Annotated in this window: 12 protein-coding genes; all 12 read right to left on the bottom strand. The window is 44.0% G+C overall.

Annotated elements, in window-relative coordinates:
- Positions 1 to 162: 162 nt before the first annotated feature.
- The gene (locus EJP82_RS24935; protein WP_127194780.1) at positions 163 to 1,803 is read right to left on the bottom strand and encodes an extracellular solute-binding protein; all 1,641 of its coding nucleotides are present in this window, start codon (positions 1,801 to 1,803) and stop codon (positions 163 to 165) included.
- A complete protein-coding gene (locus EJP82_RS24930; RefSeq protein ID WP_170220295.1) occupies positions 1,800 to 2,540 on the bottom strand; it encodes a response regulator transcription factor in 741 nt (246 codons plus the stop codon). The genes EJP82_RS24935 and EJP82_RS24930 overlap by 4 nt, the downstream gene beginning before the upstream one ends.
- The gene (locus tag EJP82_RS24925) at positions 2,533 to 4,287 is read right to left on the bottom strand and encodes a sensor histidine kinase (RefSeq protein ID WP_211350286.1); all 1,755 of its coding nucleotides are present in this window, start codon (positions 4,285 to 4,287) and stop codon (positions 2,533 to 2,535) included. Before EJP82_RS24925 ends, EJP82_RS24930 begins: the two co-directional genes overlap by 8 nt.
- A gap of 131 nt (positions 4,288 to 4,418) precedes the next feature.
- Entirely contained in the window at positions 4,419 to 5,339 is a 921-nt protein-coding gene (locus EJP82_RS24920; RefSeq protein ID WP_127194777.1) for a carbohydrate ABC transporter permease, read from the bottom strand.
- Positions 5,340 to 5,356: 17 nt separating this feature from the next.
- On the bottom strand, positions 5,357 to 6,319 hold the full coding sequence (locus tag EJP82_RS24915; protein WP_127194776.1) for an ABC transporter permease: 963 nt from the start codon (positions 6,317 to 6,319) through the stop codon (positions 5,357 to 5,359).
- 84 nt (positions 6,320 to 6,403) lie between these two features.
- Positions 6,404 to 8,095 (bottom strand): extracellular solute-binding protein, encoded by a 1,692-nt coding sequence (locus EJP82_RS24910; RefSeq protein ID WP_127194775.1) that lies wholly within the window; start codon positions 8,093 to 8,095, stop codon positions 6,404 to 6,406.
- A gap of 439 nt (positions 8,096 to 8,534) precedes the next feature.
- Positions 8,535 to 11,888 carry a cadherin-like beta sandwich domain-containing protein gene (locus tag EJP82_RS24905; RefSeq protein ID WP_170220293.1) on the bottom strand — a complete coding sequence of 1,118 codons (3,354 nt, stop codon included), beginning with the start codon at positions 11,886 to 11,888 and terminating at the stop codon, positions 8,535 to 8,537.
- Between the two features lie 387 nt (positions 11,889 to 12,275).
- Complete coding sequence (locus tag EJP82_RS24900; RefSeq protein ID WP_127194773.1) at positions 12,276 to 13,019, bottom strand: MerR family transcriptional regulator; 744 nt, start codon at positions 13,017 to 13,019, stop codon at positions 12,276 to 12,278.
- A 9-nt stretch (positions 13,020 to 13,028) separates the two neighbouring features.
- The gene (locus EJP82_RS24895; RefSeq protein ID WP_127194772.1) at positions 13,029 to 13,763 is read right to left on the bottom strand and encodes an ABC transporter permease; all 735 of its coding nucleotides are present in this window, start codon (positions 13,761 to 13,763) and stop codon (positions 13,029 to 13,031) included.
- Positions 13,760 to 14,479, bottom strand: a complete 720-nt coding sequence (locus tag EJP82_RS24890) for an ABC transporter ATP-binding protein (RefSeq protein WP_127194771.1) — start codon at positions 14,477 to 14,479, stop codon at positions 13,760 to 13,762. Before EJP82_RS24890 ends, EJP82_RS24895 begins: the two co-directional genes overlap by 4 nt.
- Positions 14,480 to 14,682: 203 nt before the next feature.
- On the bottom strand, positions 14,683 to 15,768 hold the full coding sequence (locus EJP82_RS24885; protein WP_127194770.1) for a PD-(D/E)XK nuclease family protein: 1,086 nt from the start codon (positions 15,766 to 15,768) through the stop codon (positions 14,683 to 14,685).
- 434 nt (positions 15,769 to 16,202) lie between these two features.
- On the bottom strand, positions 16,203 to 16,802 hold the full coding sequence (locus EJP82_RS28950) for an S-layer homology domain-containing protein (RefSeq protein WP_425464368.1): 600 nt from the start codon (positions 16,800 to 16,802) through the stop codon (positions 16,203 to 16,205).
- Positions 16,803 to 20,983: the final 4,181 nt, after the last annotated feature.

Here is a 20,983-nt window from a genome sequence, read left to right as displayed (position 1 = left end):
CCCTGAGGTGTCTATCAACAAATATATCTGGTAAGGATTGATCTATTTGAACACCACATCAAGCTCCTTACTAGGTTTCCATTCACAATACCCACCAAGGATGCTCAGATTTGGAGAATATGCTTGCACAGGAGTATACAGCTATAGAGGCGAGCATCAAGGCTACCACTTGCTTTCCCGTTCAGCAATCTTAGTTTCCAGCTCATTTAACCAGCCTTCAACATCAAGGTTGCTGACTTCGGATACGTATTCCTCCCAATACTTGTGGAACTCATCTTTCGTGTCCGCGACAACCATTTGCGGTGGAATTCTCTTATTAATAGCTTTCAGCTTTTGATCAAATTCTTTGGCGCTGTCAGACAACTCGATGCTCCAAGCGGGAAAATATTTGCGCTTATCGTTCGGCGGTTTAAATAAGTCTTCATAGGTTTGCACTCCGTACGCCTTCAATAATTCACGATCTATCTCGGAATACTCCGCTTCTATTTCTTCGGACTGCTGCATAGGATCGTAACTATTTCCATCGGGCATCGTCCCTATTGATCCAGGCCAGAAGTATAGGATATCTCCGCTCAGACGAACACGATTATCTTTATTCTTTAACCATTCGCGTTGCTCGGATGTACGGTAAAACCGCCCTTGTGCCGTTACGCTGTAATTTTCGTCTTTAAATCCCCAGAATCTCAATGTTTGAATTTCATCGCGCGTCATAAAGTCAGCCATTTCAATCGCACGTACCGGATCCTTGCAATTCACGGAAATGCTGAATCCGAAGCCATAGTTCATTATCGTATGGTCCATATATTCTTCTTCGATATCCTCATCGAAGGTTAACGGAAGCGGCGCGTATAAATCTTCAAATTTTCCTCGCTCCTTCAGAGCTAGCCCGGCCTCTTGAATTTGCCAGGATTGATCGAACATGCCGAGCACTCTGCCGCTCGACAGCTTCTCCAAATATTGCTCGTAATTCATGATGAAAGCTTCCCGATCTATCAGCCCTTCCCTATACATATCATTTAATTTATCGTAATACCGTTTGGTAATGTTCTCGTCCAATTGATAGAAATGAGCCTGATTCGAATTTGGATCGATCATGGCATAAGAATCGTTAGGCCCACCTGCTAGAAATTGCATCGGCGTCGTTAAAGTAAAGTTTCGAATGTCGTAGGTGAGGATTTCAAAAGGAATCGTCCGCTCCCCTTCGTAGTAAGGGTGCATGCGGTAATAATCCTTAAGCAGCTCTACATATTGATCGAAGGTACGAATGACCGGGTATCCTGCTTCCTTAAGCACCTTCTTCTGCACCCAGAACGCAGCATTAATCCATTTACTGCGCTTGCCCGTCGGTGCCGACAAAGGAATAGCATAGATATGTCCATCGGCAGCTTTCATGCGCTCCCAATACGGTTCATACAGCTTGAACAAATGGGGAGCATGCTCCTTGATTAAATCTTCCAACGGAATGAGCGCGCCTGCCTCCAATAACCGGAACGTTCTGTCTCCTCCGTAGATCAGATCTGGGTAATTCTTACTGCCAATCATCACTCCGAGTTTCTGATCGATCTCTCCAACAACTCGTTCATATTGCACCGAAACTCCCGTTTGCTCGGCAATGTAATCCCCGACAATCGAATGCTCAGGAACGATGTCCCCGGGTGAATTTACAAAATACGTAAAGGTAATCGGATCTTTCTTGCCGGAGTCCGCTTTCGAACCCATTTCCGAACAGGAGCTAACCATGCAGAGAGGCAGGCACAGAAGCCATATCAGCCAGCGACTTCTAAATACGGTACGCCGCTTCAAGTCATCCCTCTTGTGTTCATCCGGTATTGGGAAGGGGTCACTCCCGTTCGCTTCTTGAATTGTTGGACAAAATAATCGTTGTCTTTATAGCCGACCTCAAGCGCGATGACATATACTTTTTTCTCAGTTGTATTCAGCAGGCGCTGCGCTTCATCCAGTCGAATCTGATGAACGTAATCATTGAAATATTGACCCGTCGTTTTCTTGAATAATTGACCCAAATATACGGGATGCATGTAAAGTTTGCTTGCGATTTCTTTAATCGTAATACTGTATTGGTATTTTTCTTTGATATAGGCAATTACGTCCCCGACTGCGCCGTTAACTGACAGTTCGGGAGGAAGCGCTTTGGGGAGCAGGGCTTCCCGGTCCAGTCGATCTTTGGCTCGGATCAAAGCGACGATGAGTTGTTCCACATTAAGCGGCTTTAGTAAATAATCCACGGCGCCGTACTTAAGTGCGCTCAAGACATAATCTAATTCGCTGTATCCCGAGATAATGATAAACTGGCAATCGATCCGTCCCGAAACCTCCATCATGAGATCGAGCCCGCTAAGCAACGGCATTCGCACATCGGTAATCACCAAATCCGGCTTTACCTGCTCGATAAGAGTTACACCTTCCCGTCCGTTCTCCGCTTCCCCACAAAGGAGAAAACCATAGCTTTGCCACGAGATGATTTGCTTTAGTCCTTCGCGCATCTTGGGCTCGTCTTCCACAAGAAGGGTTTTATACACTAGTATCCCTCCATTCTGTTTTACTTTCCACATTAGTTATAGCTGGAATAAGCATCGTAACCAAGGTTCCTCTACCAGGCTCTGACCGATAGGTGAGGTCGAAGCCGTCACTATAGTAGAGCTTAAGGCGATTATAAACATTCCTGATTCCAATGTGGTTCCCTTGATTAAACACGTCGCCCTTCATGGCTTCTACGATGTCCTCCAGCTTTTCATCCGATATCCCGATTCCGTTGTCCGAAATCTCGATTTTCACCATGCCATTTTCTAGATGTCCCGTAATTCGAACCATTCCCACACCCGCTAATCGTTCGATCCCGTGAATACAGGCGTTCTCTACGATAGGGAGAATACTCATCTTCGGAATAGATATATCTTTAATCGCATCTTCGATATGAAACTCATAGAGCAAACGATGCTCGAAACGGAATTTCTGAATTTCAAGAAAGTCTATAATAATTTCCATTTCCTCGCTAATCGGCACAAAGTCGTTACCCCACGTAATCGATCTTCTGAAACTTCTTGCCAACCGACTAATCACAAGAGCCGTATCATGCTCATTCTTCACCATGCTGTTCATGCGGATTGTCTCAAGCGTATTGAACAAGAAGTGCGGATTAATCTGACTCTGAAGCGCATTTAGCTGTGCTTGCTTGCGCCCCAATTCCGCCTCGTACACATCTCGGATCAACAGGCTGATTTGACTCGTCAGTCGGTAAAACTCCTCGGTAAGTTGCCCGATTTCATCGTTGGCTTGATCCACTTTTACGAGGTCATAATGCTGGTTCTTTACTTGCTTCATTTGTTTCCATAACACGACAATCCGCGAATTGAGCGAGCTGGACAGCACGATAATGATCAAGCTAGGGAGCAAGAGATTGGCTAGCATTAAATAAATGAAAAGAAGCCTCGAATGATGCAACGCGCTAACGATCTGATCCTTCGGGTAAATGACGATCATCTTCCAACCTTGCAAGTAGCTTATATTATCAAAGGTACTGGTGAGAACCAGGTTCTTATCGCTCTTCATTTCTTCCTGTAAATCCATCGCCTTGTTGTGGGAGGAATATAGGAGGTCCCCGTTATCGTTAATCAGATACAGATCGCCGTTAGAGGAGTCGTCATCCAGCGTTTCCTTAACGAATTCCGGCATAATATCAATTTTAAGAATTTTCGTATAGGAACCGCTCTTCCGAAAATAATCAAGCTTGCGAATAATACTTAGATAAGGCTGATCCGGGCGCTTGATGTCTTTGTTCGTATGCAGATGAAGCTCGCCGATAACCGATTGATTGCGAACAAGATGATACCATTCCTCATTCTCCGTTTGCTTATCGATGAATCTAAGTACCCCTGAGCTGATTAGCGTTTCGTTATTTGAATAGAGGTAGGCATTGTAAAACTGCTTGCGAATCGAGACGAACTGATTGATAGAACTGTTCAATATGGAATCGTAGGCGATAAGCATTTCATTCGTTGTCGAATAATTGTTATCGAGTGCAGCGCTTAATTCACTATCCGTATACAATACAGAAGAAATCTCGACGACCGATTCGATCGCTTTACGATAGGTATCTTTGCTTTTGTCCAAGGCATGCGATAGATCCGTAATTTTCTGCGTACGAACATTATCCGCCGTAATGTTATAGAAGATAAGGTTCGTTATGATCATCGGAAAAAATATAGCAACAACGTATAAGATCAGCAGCTTATTTCGCAAACGAATGTCGTTCCAATGTTTTAACATTCTCCTAATCAATTTTGCCTCCTGCTGGCTTCCATGCCGATTGTATGCGTTTCCAATTATTGTATTGGGATTTAATAGAGATGTAAATAGACAACCTATGATCAGGCTGTCCATTTCATAACTTATATTTGTTATTCTTTCACCCCGCCAAGTGTCATTCCCTTAATAAAATACTTCTGAAGGAACGGATATACCAGAAGAATCGGAACCGTGGCCAACATCGTAATCGCCGCCCGCATGGAAACCGGGGTCACCATATTCGCCTGCGCATTCTGTTGATTGAGAAATGCCGAAGTCGCAGAACCTCCGATACTTAAGTTAGCGGATTGTATTTTCTTTAACAGCTCATACTGCAGCGTAGACAAATTACTGTTCGCCGAGTTGTATAGGAATGTGTCGATCCAGCTATTCCATTGACCGACGGCCACGAACAAAGATACCGTCGCGATTGCCGGCATACATAGCGGTAATACGACCCTTATGAATACCGTGAAATCGTTCGCTCCGTCAATCTTCGCCGATTCCACCAAATCTTCGGGCAGCCCGTCAATGAAAGATCGCATGATGATCAGGTTAAATGCGCTCACTAAGCCCGGAATAATATACACCCAGAACGAGTTTGTGAGACCTAAACTTTTAATCAGCATAAATACCGGAATGAGGCCTCCGCTGAAATACATCGTAAAGACGAAGATCATGGAAATCGGGCTGCGGAGGATGTATTCTTTGCGACTGAGTGTATAAGCAAGCATTGCCGTACAGAATACGCTCGTGAATGTACCGACGACGGTACGAAGCACCGAAATCATAAAAGCTTGATAGATGATTGAATCCTTCAATATGACTTTGTAGTTATATAACGTAAATTTCCGCGGCCAAATAAAATTGCTACCTAGCGTCGTGTCGACAGCTTGATTAAGAGATACTGCCGCCATGTTAACGAAAGGATAGAGAGTCACAACCATCAGTGCCAGCAAAGCTGTAATATTAAGGGTATCGAATACCGAGAAGCGCGATCTTCCCATTCTCCTGTTAAGCATAACCGACTTCATATCTCCACCTCCTGTTACTAATAAAGTCTGGATTGTCCCATCCGTTTGGCGAACTGATTAGCCATAACTAATAGAATGATGCTGATGACGGATTTGAAAATACCCGCCGCTGTAGCAAACGAATACCGTGACAAATTAATACCATATTTCAATACGAAAATATCTATCGTCTGGGCATAATCGACGACCATCGTGTTCATTAATAAATACTGTTGCTCGAATCCGGCATCGAGAATGCGACCGATGTTCATAATCAATAGAATAACGATCAGTGGAAGCATACTTGGTAGCGTAATGCTCCACATTTTGCGGAATCGCCCTGCCCCGTCCATTTCTGCCGCTTCGTACAGCGACGGATTGATCATAGCCATCGCCGCTAAATAGATAATGGCATTCCAACCGACTTCTTTCCAGACGTTGGTTAAGCCGATCATCCACCAGAAGGCCTTTGGTTCCGACATCAATAGGATCGGCTCCGAAATAAGATGAAGCTTTAGCAGGATGGTGTTGACGACTCCATCAAGAGAGAAGATCGTCATAATCAAATTAGCCGCGACCACCCATGAAATGAAGTGGGGCAAATAACTAACCGTCTGTACTATCCGCTTAAAGAAAACCTTGCGTACTTCGTTTAACATTAGAGCAAGCACAATCGAGCTTACAAAACCGAACACGAGGTTAATAATGCTCATCGCAAGCGTATTTCTTAATACGTGCATGAACATGTCATCCTGGAACAGCTCGCGAAAATATTTCAGACCTACCCATTCATTATTCATAATATTGGAGCCAAGCTTATATTTTTGAAAAGCCATCAGCCATCCCCATAAAGGCAAATAGCTAAAAACGATGACATAGATGACAAATGGAATGGACATGAGAAGAAGCAGCTTCTGTCTTCTTAATCTTTTAAGGTCCGCTACAAATTGAGATTGTTTTGGTTTATGTTTCATGCTTGCGCTTTCTATTTTCAGCTCCATGATACTCCTCCAATTGCTTGATCTCTTCGTAGAAGAGAAGAAGGCCAAGCCAAACTACCTGGCCTCCATCTAGTGAAATTTAATTTACCAGTTTTCTTGGCGTTTTTTCACTTCAGCGCTGTGATAATCCATCCATCCTTTTACGTCAAGCTTATTAACAGAAGTGACGTATTCGTCCCAATACTCGTTAAATTGTTCTTTGGATTTCGCGACTACCATTTGAGGCGGATATTTCTTGTTCAAATCGTTCAGCTTCTGATCAAATATTTTCAAATCTTCCGTCAGCTCAATGCTCCAGATCGGGAAATATTTGCGTTTCGTATTCCCAGGGTTAAACAGCTCGGGATAAGTCTTCACGCCGTATGCCTCGAGAATTTTCTTATCCGTTTCCGTGTAGTTTGCGACGATCTCTTCCGGTTGCTCACCAGGCCAGTAATTGTTGCCATCTGGAAGCGTACCTGACGCATTCGGGAAGAACCACATGATTTTGCCATCCCAGCCTAATGCATTCTCGTTCGATTCAAACCATTTGCGCTGCTCTGGAGTACGAATAAATCGACCGTTCTCATCAACCTTATAATCTTCGTCCTTAACACCCCAGCTTCTCAGAATTTGCATCTCATCCGAAGCCAAAGTATCAATGAATTTGATTGTGCGAACGGGGTCCTTGTTGTCAACGGACATGCTCCAGCCGTTACCGTAGTTAATCGACGGAACATCCATATAATCGGCTTTAATGCTCTCATCGAACGTCAATTGAAGCGGAGCGAACATCCGATCCAGCTTATCTTGTTGTTTCAAAGCTGCGGTCGCATCTTGGAACTGCCAGGTTTGATCATGCATACCGAGCACTCGTCCGCTAGACAATTTAGCCAAGTATTGATCGTAGTTCATGACGAAAGCTTCTTTATCGATCAATCCTTCGTTCCACATTTCGTTCAGCTTCTCATAGTAGCGCTTGGAGATTTTCTCATCCGTCTGATAAAACGTCAATTCGCCCGTTTCCGGATTTACCATCGCTCGTGAATCGTTAGGCCCGCCGGCCAAGAACTGCATCGCCGTCGTCAGTGTAAACAAGCGCCAATCATAAGTGAGAATTTCGAACGGAATCGTATCCTGGCCGTCGATTTGCGGATACTTCTGCACATAATTTTTCAGCACGTCAACATATTGGTCGAACGTAGTGATTTTCGGATATCCCGCATCCTTCAGTACTTCCTTCTGAATCCAGAACGCAGGGCTGATCGCTCTGTTCGGCTGCCCTGTTGGTACGGAATTCGGAAGCGAGTAAATATGGCCATCGGTAGCTTTCATGCGTTCCCAGTAATTCGCGTACAATTTCTTCAAATTTGGAGCATGCTCTTCGATGAGATCCTCCAGCGGAAGCAAGGCTCCTGCATCGATCAGCATATGAGCCTTGTCGCCCGGGTAGATCATGTCCGGATATTCTCCACCTGCGATCATGACGCCTAGCTTTTGTTCTATTTCTCCGACGAGCCTTTCATATTTAACGGTAACCCCTGTTTTCTCGGTAATGAGATCGGCAATTTTGAAATGCTCAGGAACGTTATCTCCCGGCGCATTCAGAAAGTAGGTGAGAGTAATCGGCTCTTCATTAGTTTTTACAGCATTTGTCTCCGTAACATTGGTGCTTGTGTTGCTGCTCTCGTTTGATTTAGCGGGTTCATTCCCGTTATTGCTTGCACACGCGCTAAGCAACGTAACGGACATTACTGCTGTCAGAAGTAATGATGTAAACGCTTTAAATTTACTCAAAGAAATGCCTCCCCTTGTTTTTTTACTTCCTTTTCATTATAAAAGGAGGGATTTATTAGCAGTACCCAACAATACTAATGAAAGTACGGGTCAAATCTAATACATTTGCCTGTTTCATGTACGCACAGAAAAAGAACGCCGAACGGCGCATGGAGGACTTAACTAAGACTATGTAGAGTTTTACAAAGTATGGCAAAGATAGTTCATACTTTATGATCCAAGGTAAGTTAAGAGCAGACAAAACTGGAATAATGCACTCCGATACTTGGTTCAGGAAAATATGGCTTCGTGTGTCAGAATAAAAAGTATGGACTTTCGATAGTTATCATTCGATTAAAGAATACCCCGACCTCAAGAGGTCGGGGTATTTACGGTGGCTGCGAGGGGAGCCTTTCCCCCTGTCCGAAGACAATGCCACGACTACGTGTTAATTCTCCCTTTAAATCAGATCAGACTTCTTCAACAATTGTTGCAGCATGATAGTTACTTCCGCTCTTGTGACGCTTACCTTCGCCGCAATGGCATCATCGCTTCTACCTGTGATGATCCCCGCCAGGATGCAAGCCGCTACGTCGCTTTGCGCCCACGATGCTACCTGTCCTCCATCCGCGAATGGTCGAAGTGTTACGATTGCGTCTTGAACCGGAAGCCGATCCTTTAATCCGGTAAGCGTCATCGCCTTAGAAATTATCATCATTGCTTGCTCGCGTGTAATCATCTCCATCGGTCGGAAGCTACCGTCTTCAAATCCGCTGATTAATTGATACTGTTTCGCAGTCCAAACTGCGTCGCTATACCAATCCGAAGCTTTCACATCCACAAAGCCTGTAACGTCGCTTTTCGGCTTTAATCCCAGGCCGCGTACAACAATTGCCGCAAATTCGGCACGAGTAATCGGTTTGTCAGGGCCGAAGATACCTTCTCCCGTACCTTGCACGACCAACCGCGAGCCCATGTCGTTAATCGCTTGCTTGCCCCAATGATGGGTGACATCGCTAAATTCCACATTGCTCCATATTACCGAATAAGTACTGTTCGATAAGCTATTGATGATTGCGAAATACTTGCCATCTTGTTGAACAACCTTCGTAGGCACCTGACGAATCGTTCCATTCGCATCGATAACTACGCCTGTTGTAATTCGGTTCGGATCGATGTTATCCGGTATAGCAATCGAACGTTCGATGAAGGCGTTAAACTCCGCTACTTCCACTTGTTGATTGCCATAGATGGCTCTCACGGTAAAATCAAGCGGCGGAACGATAAGGGTGATGTTCGAATTTCGTGCCGCATCTTCGACGAACTTGACGTTCTCCGCAGTGGGTGAGGCTATTTCCACCTGAACTGTAATGTCTTTAAGCGCCACCGACGTTCCAACTTGTCGCGAAATGGCATCGATATTAATTTGCTGAGCCGGAATCCTGTAACTGGCTTTTTCCGATTTGATTTCCAGATCGAAATGGTTGTCTTCCATCAATTTAATCATAAAGCCATTTAATTCAGCTATCACAACATCGGAATGGTTGTTGAACGGGATTGTCACAACGGAGTGTTCACCACCTAGTTTCAGCAACTCAACGAGCTTGTTCGGATCGGTGGTTATGGTAGTTACCGTTTGCCCATTCCTAAGTGAAGCTGTTATCGTTCCAATGTTCACTACTTTACCGTTGATCAAGATTCCCGTATACGTGTCGATTATTCCTTGCGTCCCGCTGCTGTTGCTGTCAACACCGTTATTTCCGTTACCGGTGTTGTTCGCCCGCGTTCTCGTTACTGTGACGGTGTAGCTTTTCTTCGTAATGCCGTCTTTCGCGGTGACCTGAACCGTCACCCGGTTGTCTCCAACGTTCAGCGCCGTTGCATAAGCTTGCCCATTCACGACGGCCGAACCGTTCACCGTCATCGTAGCGTCGGCATCCGCTGTGTTCGGCGTGACGTCGATGCTCGTCACTTCATTGCCGACGTTTGCCGCGTAGCTCGTTGTCGCCATGCTGAATGCTGGTGATAATGTACCCGCGCTCAGCGTCAGTCCACTCAAGTCGGCACTACCGTAGGTCGCTCGCGTTACCGTGACAGCGTAGCTCTTATTCGCGGTGCCGTCCTTTGCGGTGACCTGAACCGTCACCCGGTTGTCCCCAACGTTCAGCGCCATTGCTTGAGCTTGCCCGCTCGCGATACCCGAACCGTTAGCCGTCATCGTAGCGTCGGCATCCGCCGCCGTCAGCGTGACGTCGACGCTCTCCACCTCATTGCCGACGCTTGCCGAGTAGCTCGTTGTCGCCGCGTTGAATGCTGGCGACAGTGTACCCGCGCTCAGCGTCAGTCCACTCAAGTCGGCGTTCGTTGACGCCGCCTGCGTCACCGTGACGGTGTAAGTTTTCGTATTGCCGTTAATTGACGTAACCACGATCGTTACCGTGTTGTCCCCAACGTTCAGCGCCGTCACTTGGGCTTGCCCGTTTGTGACGGCTAAGCCGTTCACGGTCACCGTAGCATCGGCATCCGCTGTCGTCGGCGTAACATCAATACTCGTCACTTCATTGCCTACGTTTGCCGTGTAGCTCGTTGTCGCTGCGCTGAATGCTGGCGATAATGTGCCGCTACTCAGCGTCAATCCACTCAAGTCGGAGCTATCCCCGAATTTCATAAGACGGTCGGCCATAAACGGAATCATCCACACATTCTTTCCATCGTAAACGCCGCCCATGAACGCATTGTTACCTTTCGTAAAATCGCTAGGCCAATTGTTGAATCCTATCATTTCCCCGGTCACGGCATTGACCTTAATTAGCATATTAGCCGACTGTGGCACCAGCCATATATTCGTGCCATCATACACGCCGCCTGCAAAGCTGCTGCTCCCTTTTGTAAATCCGCTGGGCCAACCATTGTATCCAGTCATGACTCCAGTAGTCGTATTAATTTTAACCACATGAGTGGCATTATTCGGGATCAGCCATATATTTGTTCCATCGAAGACGCCTCCCCAAAATGCATCAGTGCTTTTGGTGAAACCGCTTGGCCAATTGGTGTAACCAGTCATTTCCCCAGTTGATGGATCAACCTTGATTAGACGATCGGCACTACTCGGAATCAGCCATATACTCGTGCCATCGAAAATAGAACCTATAAATGGATAACTACCAAGGACTGTTCCGCTTGGCCAACTATTGTAACTGGTCATTCCTCCTGTCGTTGCATCAACCTTAATTAAGCGACTGCCGGAATAGGGAGCTAGCCATATGTTAGTACCGTCAAAAGCGCCTCCGATAAATTGATCGCTTCCTCTCGATCCACCTGGCCAACTGCTATACCCCGTCATTACACCTGTAGTTGCGTTAACTTTGATAATCTGATCTGCACTATATGGAATTAGCCATATGTTGGTTCCGTCATAAACGCCTCCAGCAAATGCATTGCTCCCTTTAGTGAAGCCGGCGGGCCAATTGCTATATCCCGTCATTTCCCCGGTGGACGGATTAACCTTGAGTATTTCGTTGGCATTGTAAGGTATCATCCATATACTCGTGCCATCATAGACACCGCCGACAAAGGCACTAGATCCCTTTGAAAATCCGCTGGGCCAAGCCTGGTATCCCGTAAAAGTGGTCCCCACCACTTCATTCGCTGCAATAGGACCGCTATATCCAATCCCATCCTGACTAGTTATGTTTGTTGCCGCTGCAACAGCCGATATGCCTCCAATGTCTGCGCCGAACTTCCCCGGAATTATGCCTGTTGTAAAAAGTATAATCAAAACCATAACCGTTAATTTTCTACTTATTCTTGTCAACGTTCTTCCGCCCTTTCGCATAGAGAATCCTTCGATGACGGATACCGCCAACGGTTCACGATCAACTTCTAAATTAGCCGACTATTTCGGCTGTCTGCCATTCAGACTACTATATTACAAAAAAGGACAGTCAAATAGTGAGTGTTGTCATCAGTTTTGTCATATTACAAAATAGTATTTTATGTAAAAAAATAGAGACAACGAAGCACCACGTGCTTCGGCCCGAGGCAACAACAGAAAAAAGCAGCCATCACAGAGGAATCTCTACAACAACTGCTTTCTCAGTTCGGAACCCACATCGCAAACCGCACACTTAAAACACAACACTCAAACCGTAGTTATGCAAAATCACAATTCGCCAAAAATGCTAGGCTATGAGCTGAAATGTTACTTCTCTAATTGCAGCTTTTCCCATAGTAACAATATAAGCTCCTTTGCAGACTCGATGGCTTGTTCCAATGAATAGATTAATCGATCTGTCACTGAAATAATGTCTTCATGATCTTCAGGAGTGTCGAGCACTTGCTTAATATTAAGATCAGTCCCGCTCATGTTCTCTGTTTGATTCATCAGCCGAAGGATCGCACTCATTGAATAATGTGCCGCCCTTAGAGTACGAATAATTTTCAAGCGTTTTATTTCATTTTCTGTATATGTACGGGATCCATTTGAAAGTCTAGGGACTGTTATTAATCCATTTCGCTCCCAATTTCGAACGACTTCAGGTGAAAGATCTAGAATCTGAGCTACCTCTTTTCGTGTATAGGTCCCCGTAGATGTAGATTTTATTCCACTCATCCACTGCTCCGAGAGTTCAATAGCTTCTAGCGCTCGGTTATATTCTTGTTGTAGATGGGATAGATAGCTTTGCGCATATTCTAGTGCTTGAGTGAAATGCTCTTTGCCGCTAGCTTCAATAATGGCTCTAGCTTTTGCCCGAATGAGTCCTTGAACAATTTCACAACGAAAAGCGACTCTAGCTATTTTTAGTTGAAATAGATGCATGTCGGAATACATGCGGTAGCCATTTTCACTTCTCGGAACAGATGAGATATATCTCCATTCTTCATAAATCCGTACGGTGTTGGAATGTACCCCAACAATTGCTGCGATTTCTTTGGTTTTGTACATCCCACACCCCTACTTCCACTTAAAAAATTTGAATGCCCCAAACAAGCTGATCACAGTAACACTACCTAATATCAAAATCGGCACCGTCATACCCGCCGTTTCTCCACCTGTACTTACCAACTTCAATAAATGAATCCCATGAGACAAAGGTAATATATCCATGATCCATTGAAAAAACCGCGGCATCACTTCATATGGAATCGTCGCACCTGAGAACAATAACATCGTAAAGTAGGCGATAGAACTCCACATATTCGCTGCCTTTTGATCCGGTACGACACTGCCAATAAAAGTGCCAATACTGTACATGGCTAAAATAACAAAAGCATATACGCTCAAAAACATAAGCCAGGAACCTGCTATTTGATAATCAAAAAATAAATAGTATACGAGAGTAACGCCAATAAATGAAACAAGAGCGGAGGAAAGCTGAATTATACCTTGAGCAAATAAAATTTGTAAAGGTGATACCGGCGTCACTTGGAATCTTTTCAGAATACCGCGGTGTCGATAATCAGCAATGGTTAGTGGTAGTCCCATTACACCCGTTGCAAGTACACCAATAGTTATAACAGCTGCGTAGGATAATTCAAAGTTAGATGAACCTGCCGATGCGTCTTTACTAAGCACGTAACCAAACAGGGTCGCCAAAATGATCGGAAAACATATACCGAAAATTAAAATATCAATACCTTTCCACACCAATTTACCTTCTATTTTTAAAAGTGCAAACATATTACTCATCCCCAGTATTCCTCCTCACCAGCAAAATGTAAATATGCATCTTCAAGCGCTGTTTGCCCACTAGCGACTAATACTTCCTGAATGGTTCCATGAAAGGCGGTTTGACCTTCACGTAGAATTAATATCTCATCACATAACGCTTCAACCTCATCCATGTAATGTGATGTCAAAACAATCGCCAAACCGTTTTCTTTCATTGTTAAGAGCTCCTTCCACAGCATACGACGGGCTTTGGTATCAAGCCCTGTTGTCAGTTCATCTAGAAACACAAGCTTCGGTTCAGGAATTAAGGCAAGGAGTACGGCCAGTCGCTGACGCTCCCCACCCGAAAGTGATTTAACCAGTTGCTTTGCCTTATCTGCAAGCCCAAAGGTTTGTAGTAAAGCAGGTACGTCAGCCGTTTTTTTGTAGAGTGATCTCCACTGTTCACATGCCTCAGAAACGGTTAGTTTATCTTGGAAGTTAGTCTCTTGAAACTGCACCCCTACTTGTTTAAATATCTCCTTTCGATGGCGTATTGGTGATTTACCAACGATACCAAGCTCATCATGAGTGCTCTTTTCAATACCAAGCACTGCAGCAATGGTTGAAGATTTCCCCGCCCCATTTGCACCTAGTAATCCAAATACTTGCCCAGCCTTTACCTCAAAACTAATGCGATCAACTGCTTTTTTCTGACCATATGTAACGGACAAATTTCCAACCTTTAATACCATCTTCTAACCTCCTAAATAAATCTTAGGACGTAACTATAACAAAAGATCCATGGGGTGGTGGCTTAATGGAGGGTTTGAAGGAGTTGCAATCTTGAAGAATTGTTTATTATTAACCTATAACTAACCAAGAAGAAGAAAAAGCGACCTCACAAGGTCGCTTTAATAGAACTATTATAGAAGTGAATCATTCACCTCTTATTCCCTCATGTACTTACACCAATCTCTTTTGATTTCCAATTGAATTCGGGATGCTGTTGTTTTAACTTGTATAACTCATTCAATCTATCAATAAAGAACGCCTGAATACTCTCGATATGATCATCTGTAGACAAAAAATTCAATAGGCTCTTTTCATAATAGATATTCGACCAGGCAGTATTATCATCCATATCTTCTGATGACCAGCCTTCATTGCTTACAATAAACTCCCTCATCGCTTTTATTAATCCAGGCCTATTTGGGCATTTAGGATTAATCTCAAACATAATACACGCTGTAGGGTATTCTTCGTCTGTAATATAGAATCCAAAGTTAATGACACTGTAATTGCCCTGATCGTTCTGTTTCATGTAGCGATAGGACTCTTTTAATTGTGCAAATCGGTTTGTCCAACCTGTCGATCTATTAAAGAGCTTTGTGACAATATCCTCAACAGGACCATCCATACAAGCATCCATCATTCTAATTAGCCTCTCCATGTGTTGGATGGCGTACATATCTTGTGGTAAGAAACGTCTGCTATCGTTCAATTGTATCTCCTCCATATATTCCAAGATAATATTAATAAGTTCACTTTGATGTCCTTTTAACCAGTTGTAGATTTGATACCAACGAACTTGATCAAAGGATGCGTTATTTCCGTTCTGTACAATTTCACTTTTCTTCTTAGGCTCATAGGCCTTTGTTATGTATACAAGATGCGTCCTGCAACCATCGGCTTCGTAACTACGTAAATGATCAGCGTATCTTTGGAGTTGCTGATGCCCCTCTCCTGTCCCTAACTTATTCTCAATAAATAGGACATGATGCTTATCACCCTCTGAGAAACGAATCATCATATCAGGTCGGCTATCCGTTAAATGGGCATCCTTCTTGGCATATGTCTTCTGTGTTGTTACCTCACGAAGGTTCGTTGGGCTTACATTTATATCTGTAAGTTTATTTAAGAAATCTCCTAACATTCCTTCCTTTACAAGTACTTCAGCAAAGATTTCCGTTAAATAATCTTCCTGCTGGTTTCTATCCTTGCTGCTAAGCAACTGATAAAGACGTTGGAACAATGAATTCATAATTACCCACCCATTCCTAGATGTGCTAATAGTTCTCAACCATATATCGGTTAATATTTATGAAAATAAGACGTCGGTTATACGCACCCTGAAATTGATTCAACACTTTTTTGTGAATTCCTTTATTGTTGATCGAAACGACTACCAGAATTGTGTATATACAGAGACTATTGAGAGAAATTCGAGAATATTAGCCACTTTGATTGAAACAAACATTATAAACATTAATAGTACTTTCTATTCTTACGAACTTGGCTACAAGTCCTTACACAAGAAAGCCTAGTCCACGTGAGGACTAGGCTTTCTTGGTGGAGGCGAACCGTGGCTTTGCAAATCCACAATTCGCCGGAGTGTGGTAATTTGGGCGAGGTTTATGTTTTAAGAGGAGCTCCCTCAATCCGACTTCGAGAGCTCCGTATTTTAATAGCAATTTATTAAATGAGTTTGGCTTTTTGAAGAAATCGCTGAATGATTACTGCAGTTTCTGCTCTCGTAATGTTATGCATAGGACGCAGTTCGCCTTGGTAACCTCCTATAATGCCGGTTTCAATGGTTAATGCTGCAGCTTGGAGAGCCCAAGAGGCCAATTGTTCGCTATCCGTAAAATGGTTAATTAGCTCTTGCTGCTCCGCATTATCTATCTCCTTGTTCAGCTCTGCAAGCTTCATCGCTCTAGATAGAATAACCATCGCTTCCTGTCTAGTAATCTTCTCATTAGGCTTGAAGGAGCCATCGCTAAGTCCATCGACCAGCCCATAAGAATATCCGATCTGAACTGCTTGATGATACCATGCTTTCTCCTCTATATCCTTGAAATCAAACGTCTTGTTAGCAGAGCTTAGACCTAATGCTCTAATCATAATAGCCATAAATTCTGCGCGCGTAATTTCGCTATTCGGCACAAACCGCTGCTCGTTTGCTCCATTAATAACTAGTCTTGATGCCAAGTCATTGATACTTTCTTGAGCCCAATGTCCGGATATATCAGTAAAGGTTTTTTTATTATAAATAAGTCCATAAATGCTATTCGTCATACTATGAAGGATAGCGTAATCTCGCCCTCCTTCATGTACTATCTTCGTCGGGATATGAACAATCGTACCATCCGACATAAGCTTAATTCCCGTCGTAATACGTGTAGGATCTATCCCTTCGGGTATTGCAAAGTGCCTTTCTACAAACGCATCGAATTGATTTAATTCTATTTCCTTGTTTCCATACAAACCTTTTATAGAAAAACTTACCGGTTGGACAACAAGTGAAACCTGTCCATCTCCCAAATTCTCAAATGTCGACATAGGTAGATTGATCATTTCCACCTTGATCTTCATATCCCCCAAAGGGATATCGGCCCCTAATTGATTACGCCATTTATTAACGCTAACTTGATCTAAGGGAAGTGTATATATAATGTTTTCTGTATACACTTGAACGATTGCATTGTTGTTCTCTAATCTTTGCAGGAGCGTAGCATCCATCTGCCAATTGACGATATCGGAATTGTTGCGGACCGTAATGGTAATTAGCGGTTTGTTACTCGATTCATTCAGCATCCCTTTAAGTTGAGCTTCTTCCAAAAAGACCGTTGTTACTTTTTTTCCTTCTACCGTTTTAATATCCACTTTAGCTGCATTCTCTGACTTACTTCCAATACTAATAACAACATCAAGATTTGAAGCGACTTCTGTGCTCCCTGTACTTCCAGAATTGAATTCTATGCCCCCTGTACCTCCAGAAGCGCCGCCGTTAGAACCAGAGCTTTCTTGGTAGGTAATTGAAGCCTTGTTTGCCACACTAACATTACCCGCAGCATCTCGGAATTGGACATAAAGATCCTTTAATCCCGAGCTACCCTTAAAACTCCAATTTTTTGTAGACAATACATTCTCCCAATTCAACCATGTTAGATTATCTTCGGAAAAACGCATTTCTGTAACGCCGCTTCCCACGCCATCTGTAGAAGTCAAAGTTAATGTCACTAACTTGCTGCTTGTCGTGGCTGCACCACTATTTATGACGATTGTTCCAGTAGGAATCGTTTGATCTAACGTAATAACATTATGGATTGTCCCACTCACATTGCCAACCTTGTCTTTAAACTGTACATATACCGCCTGCTCGCCGTCACCCGGTTCAAGACTCCAAAGCTTTGTTGTCGCTACTGGTTCCCAGCTTCCCCAGTTACTTCCGTTACTAGAAAAGCGCATCTCCACGACACCACTGCCATTATTTCCGTCATTGCTAGTCAGAGTGAGTTCAGCATCCGTCACATTTGTCCATTCTGCACCCGCTTGAATAATTACCGTACCTGTTGGCGCAGTTGCATCGATTTGGAATTGAATGGTGGCTACATTCCCTGCCGCATCCGTTACAACTAGTGTGTATGCACCTTCCTGATCAACTACTGTTCCTGTAGTAAAAGTAGCACCATTCACCTNTGCCGCATCCGTTACGACCAGAGTATAGCTGCCATCCTGATCAATATCCGTCCCGCTGGCAAACGCCACACCATTCAACGTCGCTGTTCCTTCATTAAATTCAGGAGTTGCCGACTGATAAACCCCGCCCTCCGTTACTCCTGTAACAGTAGGTGCCACATTGTCGATCTTGAAGTTAATGGTCGTTATATTGCCTGCCGCATCTGTTACGACCAGAGTATAGCTGCCATCCTGATCAATATCCGTCCCGCTGGCAAACGCCATACCATTCAACGTCGCTGTTCCTTCGTTAAATTCAGGAGTTGCCGACTGATAAACCCCGCCCTCCGTTACTCCCGTAACAGTAGGTGCCACATTGTCGATCTTGAAGTTAATGATCGTCACATTGCCTGCCGCATCCGTTACGACCAGAGTATAGCTGCCATCCTGATCAATATCCGTCCCGCTGGCAAACGCCACACCATTCAACGTCGCTGTTCCTTCATTAAATTCAGGAGTTGCCGACTGATAAACCCCGCCCTCCGTTACTCCTGTAACAGTAGGTGCCACATTGTCGATCTTGAAGTTAATGGTCGTTATATTGCCTGCCGCATCTGTTACGACCAGAGTATAGCTGCCATCCTGATCAATATCCGTCCCGCTGGCAAACGCCACATCATTCAATTTTGCTGTTCCTTCGTTAAAAGTAACATGAACAGCCACTTTATAATTTCCATTGTTCGTAATCCCTGTCACTGTAGGTGCTACCTTATCGATCTCGAAAGTAACCGTTGTTGTATTGCCTGCCGCATCCGTTACGACCAGGGTATACACACCATCTAGAGAAACCTGTGTACCACTAACAAAAGCTGCTCCATTTAAGGTCGCTGTTCCTTCATTAAAGGTAATCGTTTTGCTCATGTTGTATACCCCACCGTTTGTTACCCCACTCACAGTAGGCGGCGGCGTATCAATTTTGAAGACCACCGTCGCACTATTGCCTGCTGGATCGGTGACGACAAGCACATACGCTCCATCTTGCGTGATATCTGTGCCACTGGTATAAGGACTCCCATTAAGCAATCCGCTGCCTTCGCTGAATAGAGGATTAACTTTGCTGTTATATGCTTTGTTATTCACTACATTCGTAATCTCAGGAGCTATTGTATCTACTGTAATTGTGTTGCTAATAGTCGAACTGCTCGAATTTCCGACTTTATCTTTATACTGAACATATACTGTTTTAGCGCCTTCACCAGCTGGAAGGACCCATGATCTCCCGTTCAAGTCAGCTATATTGAACCAACTGGTCTGCCAAGTACCATTAATATTGGAGAGCCGCGCCTGATCAACTCCTGAGCCGCTTCCATCCGTATAAGTTCCTTTCAATGTGACTGTAGCCGAATTCGTCCATGCAGATCCATCATTAATAGCGATTGTCCCTGTTGGGGATGTCAGATCCAATAGAATGGTTTGAGAAGAAATGGTTGAGACCCCATTGTTGGAATCACGCAGTTGCATATAGATCGTCTTCGCCCCTTCTCCTCCACTTAGACCGAATGTTGCTGTATTGCTGAAAGGCAACCAAGAAGCCGCTGATAGATTGGCGACGCTATCGGCAAATCTCATATGAGTAACACTATCACCTGCATCAGGATCAGATCCTGTTACAGATAGATTGACGGTGCTGACGTTCGTTGCTGCTCCGTCCGCAATTATGAAAGTGCCCGTTGGCGGGCTATTAACCGGTCCAGTCTCATAAGTAACTACTAGCTTCGGACGGAATGCAGCATTCGAAGCTTCTGAGGAGTAAAATAAGAATCTTCCGCTGTCTGCATCTACTTCATTGCCGTTAAGTGTAAAAGTTACTTTGCGGTCAGAATCATCCGTAAAGGCATCGACAGCACTCTTAACGTTGAGTGTAATCGTTTGATCCTGAAGATAAGTACCGATCGGCACCTCCGCAGTGCTTTTCGCCGTACATTTATCTGCATAGAGGCTATTCGTATCTACAAATGGAAAGGTTACCAAATTCAAATCATTCGTAGCAGAGCCTCTTGCCTCTATGTACAGATTGTGGTTTGGAACTCTTAATACAGTAGCAACCGTCATGACCAGCTCTGCTGATACAACGGTCCCTTCTGGAGCACCTAGATTGAAAGATACGGCCATTCTATTGCGCACATTGACGAAGCCGTCATTATTGCTCATGCCGACATAGAGAAAACCATCGCCGTCATTATCATAGATTCCGTTATATTCCGCTTGACCATTTAATTCCATCGTATCCATCATGGCTGCATAGGTCTTTGTAACCATTCCTCCTGCCGCTTCAGCTCTTGATACCAACCCGGGTGTGATTGTCGTGAATATAATAATAATGGTCATTAATAGAATTAAAATTCTTTCTTTCACTATTTCTCCCCCTCATTTCATCAAAAAACACTAATAAACTACATATAGCATATAATTCCATTTATGACGAGTCGTTTTTCATCAAATTCCACAATAATATATGATTAATTTCACACTTGGCGATGACCCTGATTACATTTTTCAAACATTTTACCTCAAATTACGTCGAAAAGATCCAAAAAACACAATTGTGAAATGCACCTCGACTTTTTACACAATCTAACAAGTGGAACCGCTCCCTACAACCACAGGAAAAGGGATGATCATCCACAAATTACAAATTATTATAAACACAAGTGCATTAAGGCAACAATCGAGTAGAAAACTACTCATTAATTGAGTAGCCGACCTCTCACACTACCGTAAGTACCGTTCGGTATACG

The organism is Paenibacillus anaericanus, from assembly GCF_003994475.1.
Taxonomy (GTDB): Bacteria; Bacillota; Bacilli; order Paenibacillales; family Paenibacillaceae; genus Fontibacillus; species Fontibacillus anaericanus.
The sequence above is the reverse complement of the archived record's forward strand: the minus strand, read 5'-3'. Positions and strand labels throughout refer to the sequence as shown.

What these genes read in the sequence shown, in the direction of transcription:
- EJP82_RS24925 (WP_211350286.1), bottom strand. Translation starts at nt 4,287, where the DNA reads ATGTTAAAACATTGGAACGACATTCGTTTGCGAAATAAGCTGCTGATC.
- EJP82_RS24890 (WP_127194771.1), bottom strand. Translation starts at nt 14,479, where the DNA reads ATGGTATTAAAGGTTGGAAATTTGTCCGTTACATATGGTCAGAAAAAA.
- EJP82_RS24920 (WP_127194777.1), bottom strand. Translation starts at nt 5,339, where the DNA reads ATGAAGTCGGTTATGCTTAACAGGAGAATGGGAAGATCGCGCTTCTCG.
- EJP82_RS24885 (WP_127194770.1), bottom strand. Translation starts at nt 15,768, where the DNA reads ATGAATTCATTGTTCCAACGTCTTTATCAGTTGCTTAGCAGCAAGGAT.
- EJP82_RS24915 (WP_127194776.1), bottom strand. Translation starts at nt 6,319, where the DNA reads ATGGAGCTGAAAATAGAAAGCGCAAGCATGAAACATAAACCAAAACAA.
- EJP82_RS24900 (WP_127194773.1), bottom strand. Translation starts at nt 13,019, where the DNA reads ATGTACAAAACCAAAGAAATCGCAGCAATTGTTGGGGTACATTCCAAC.
- EJP82_RS28950 (WP_425464368.1), bottom strand. Translation starts at nt 16,802, where the DNA reads ATGACGAATAGCATTTATGGACTTATTTATAATAAAAAAACCTTTACT.
- EJP82_RS24895 (WP_127194772.1), bottom strand. Translation starts at nt 13,763, where the DNA reads ATGAGTAATATGTTTGCACTTTTAAAAATAGAAGGTAAATTGGTGTGG.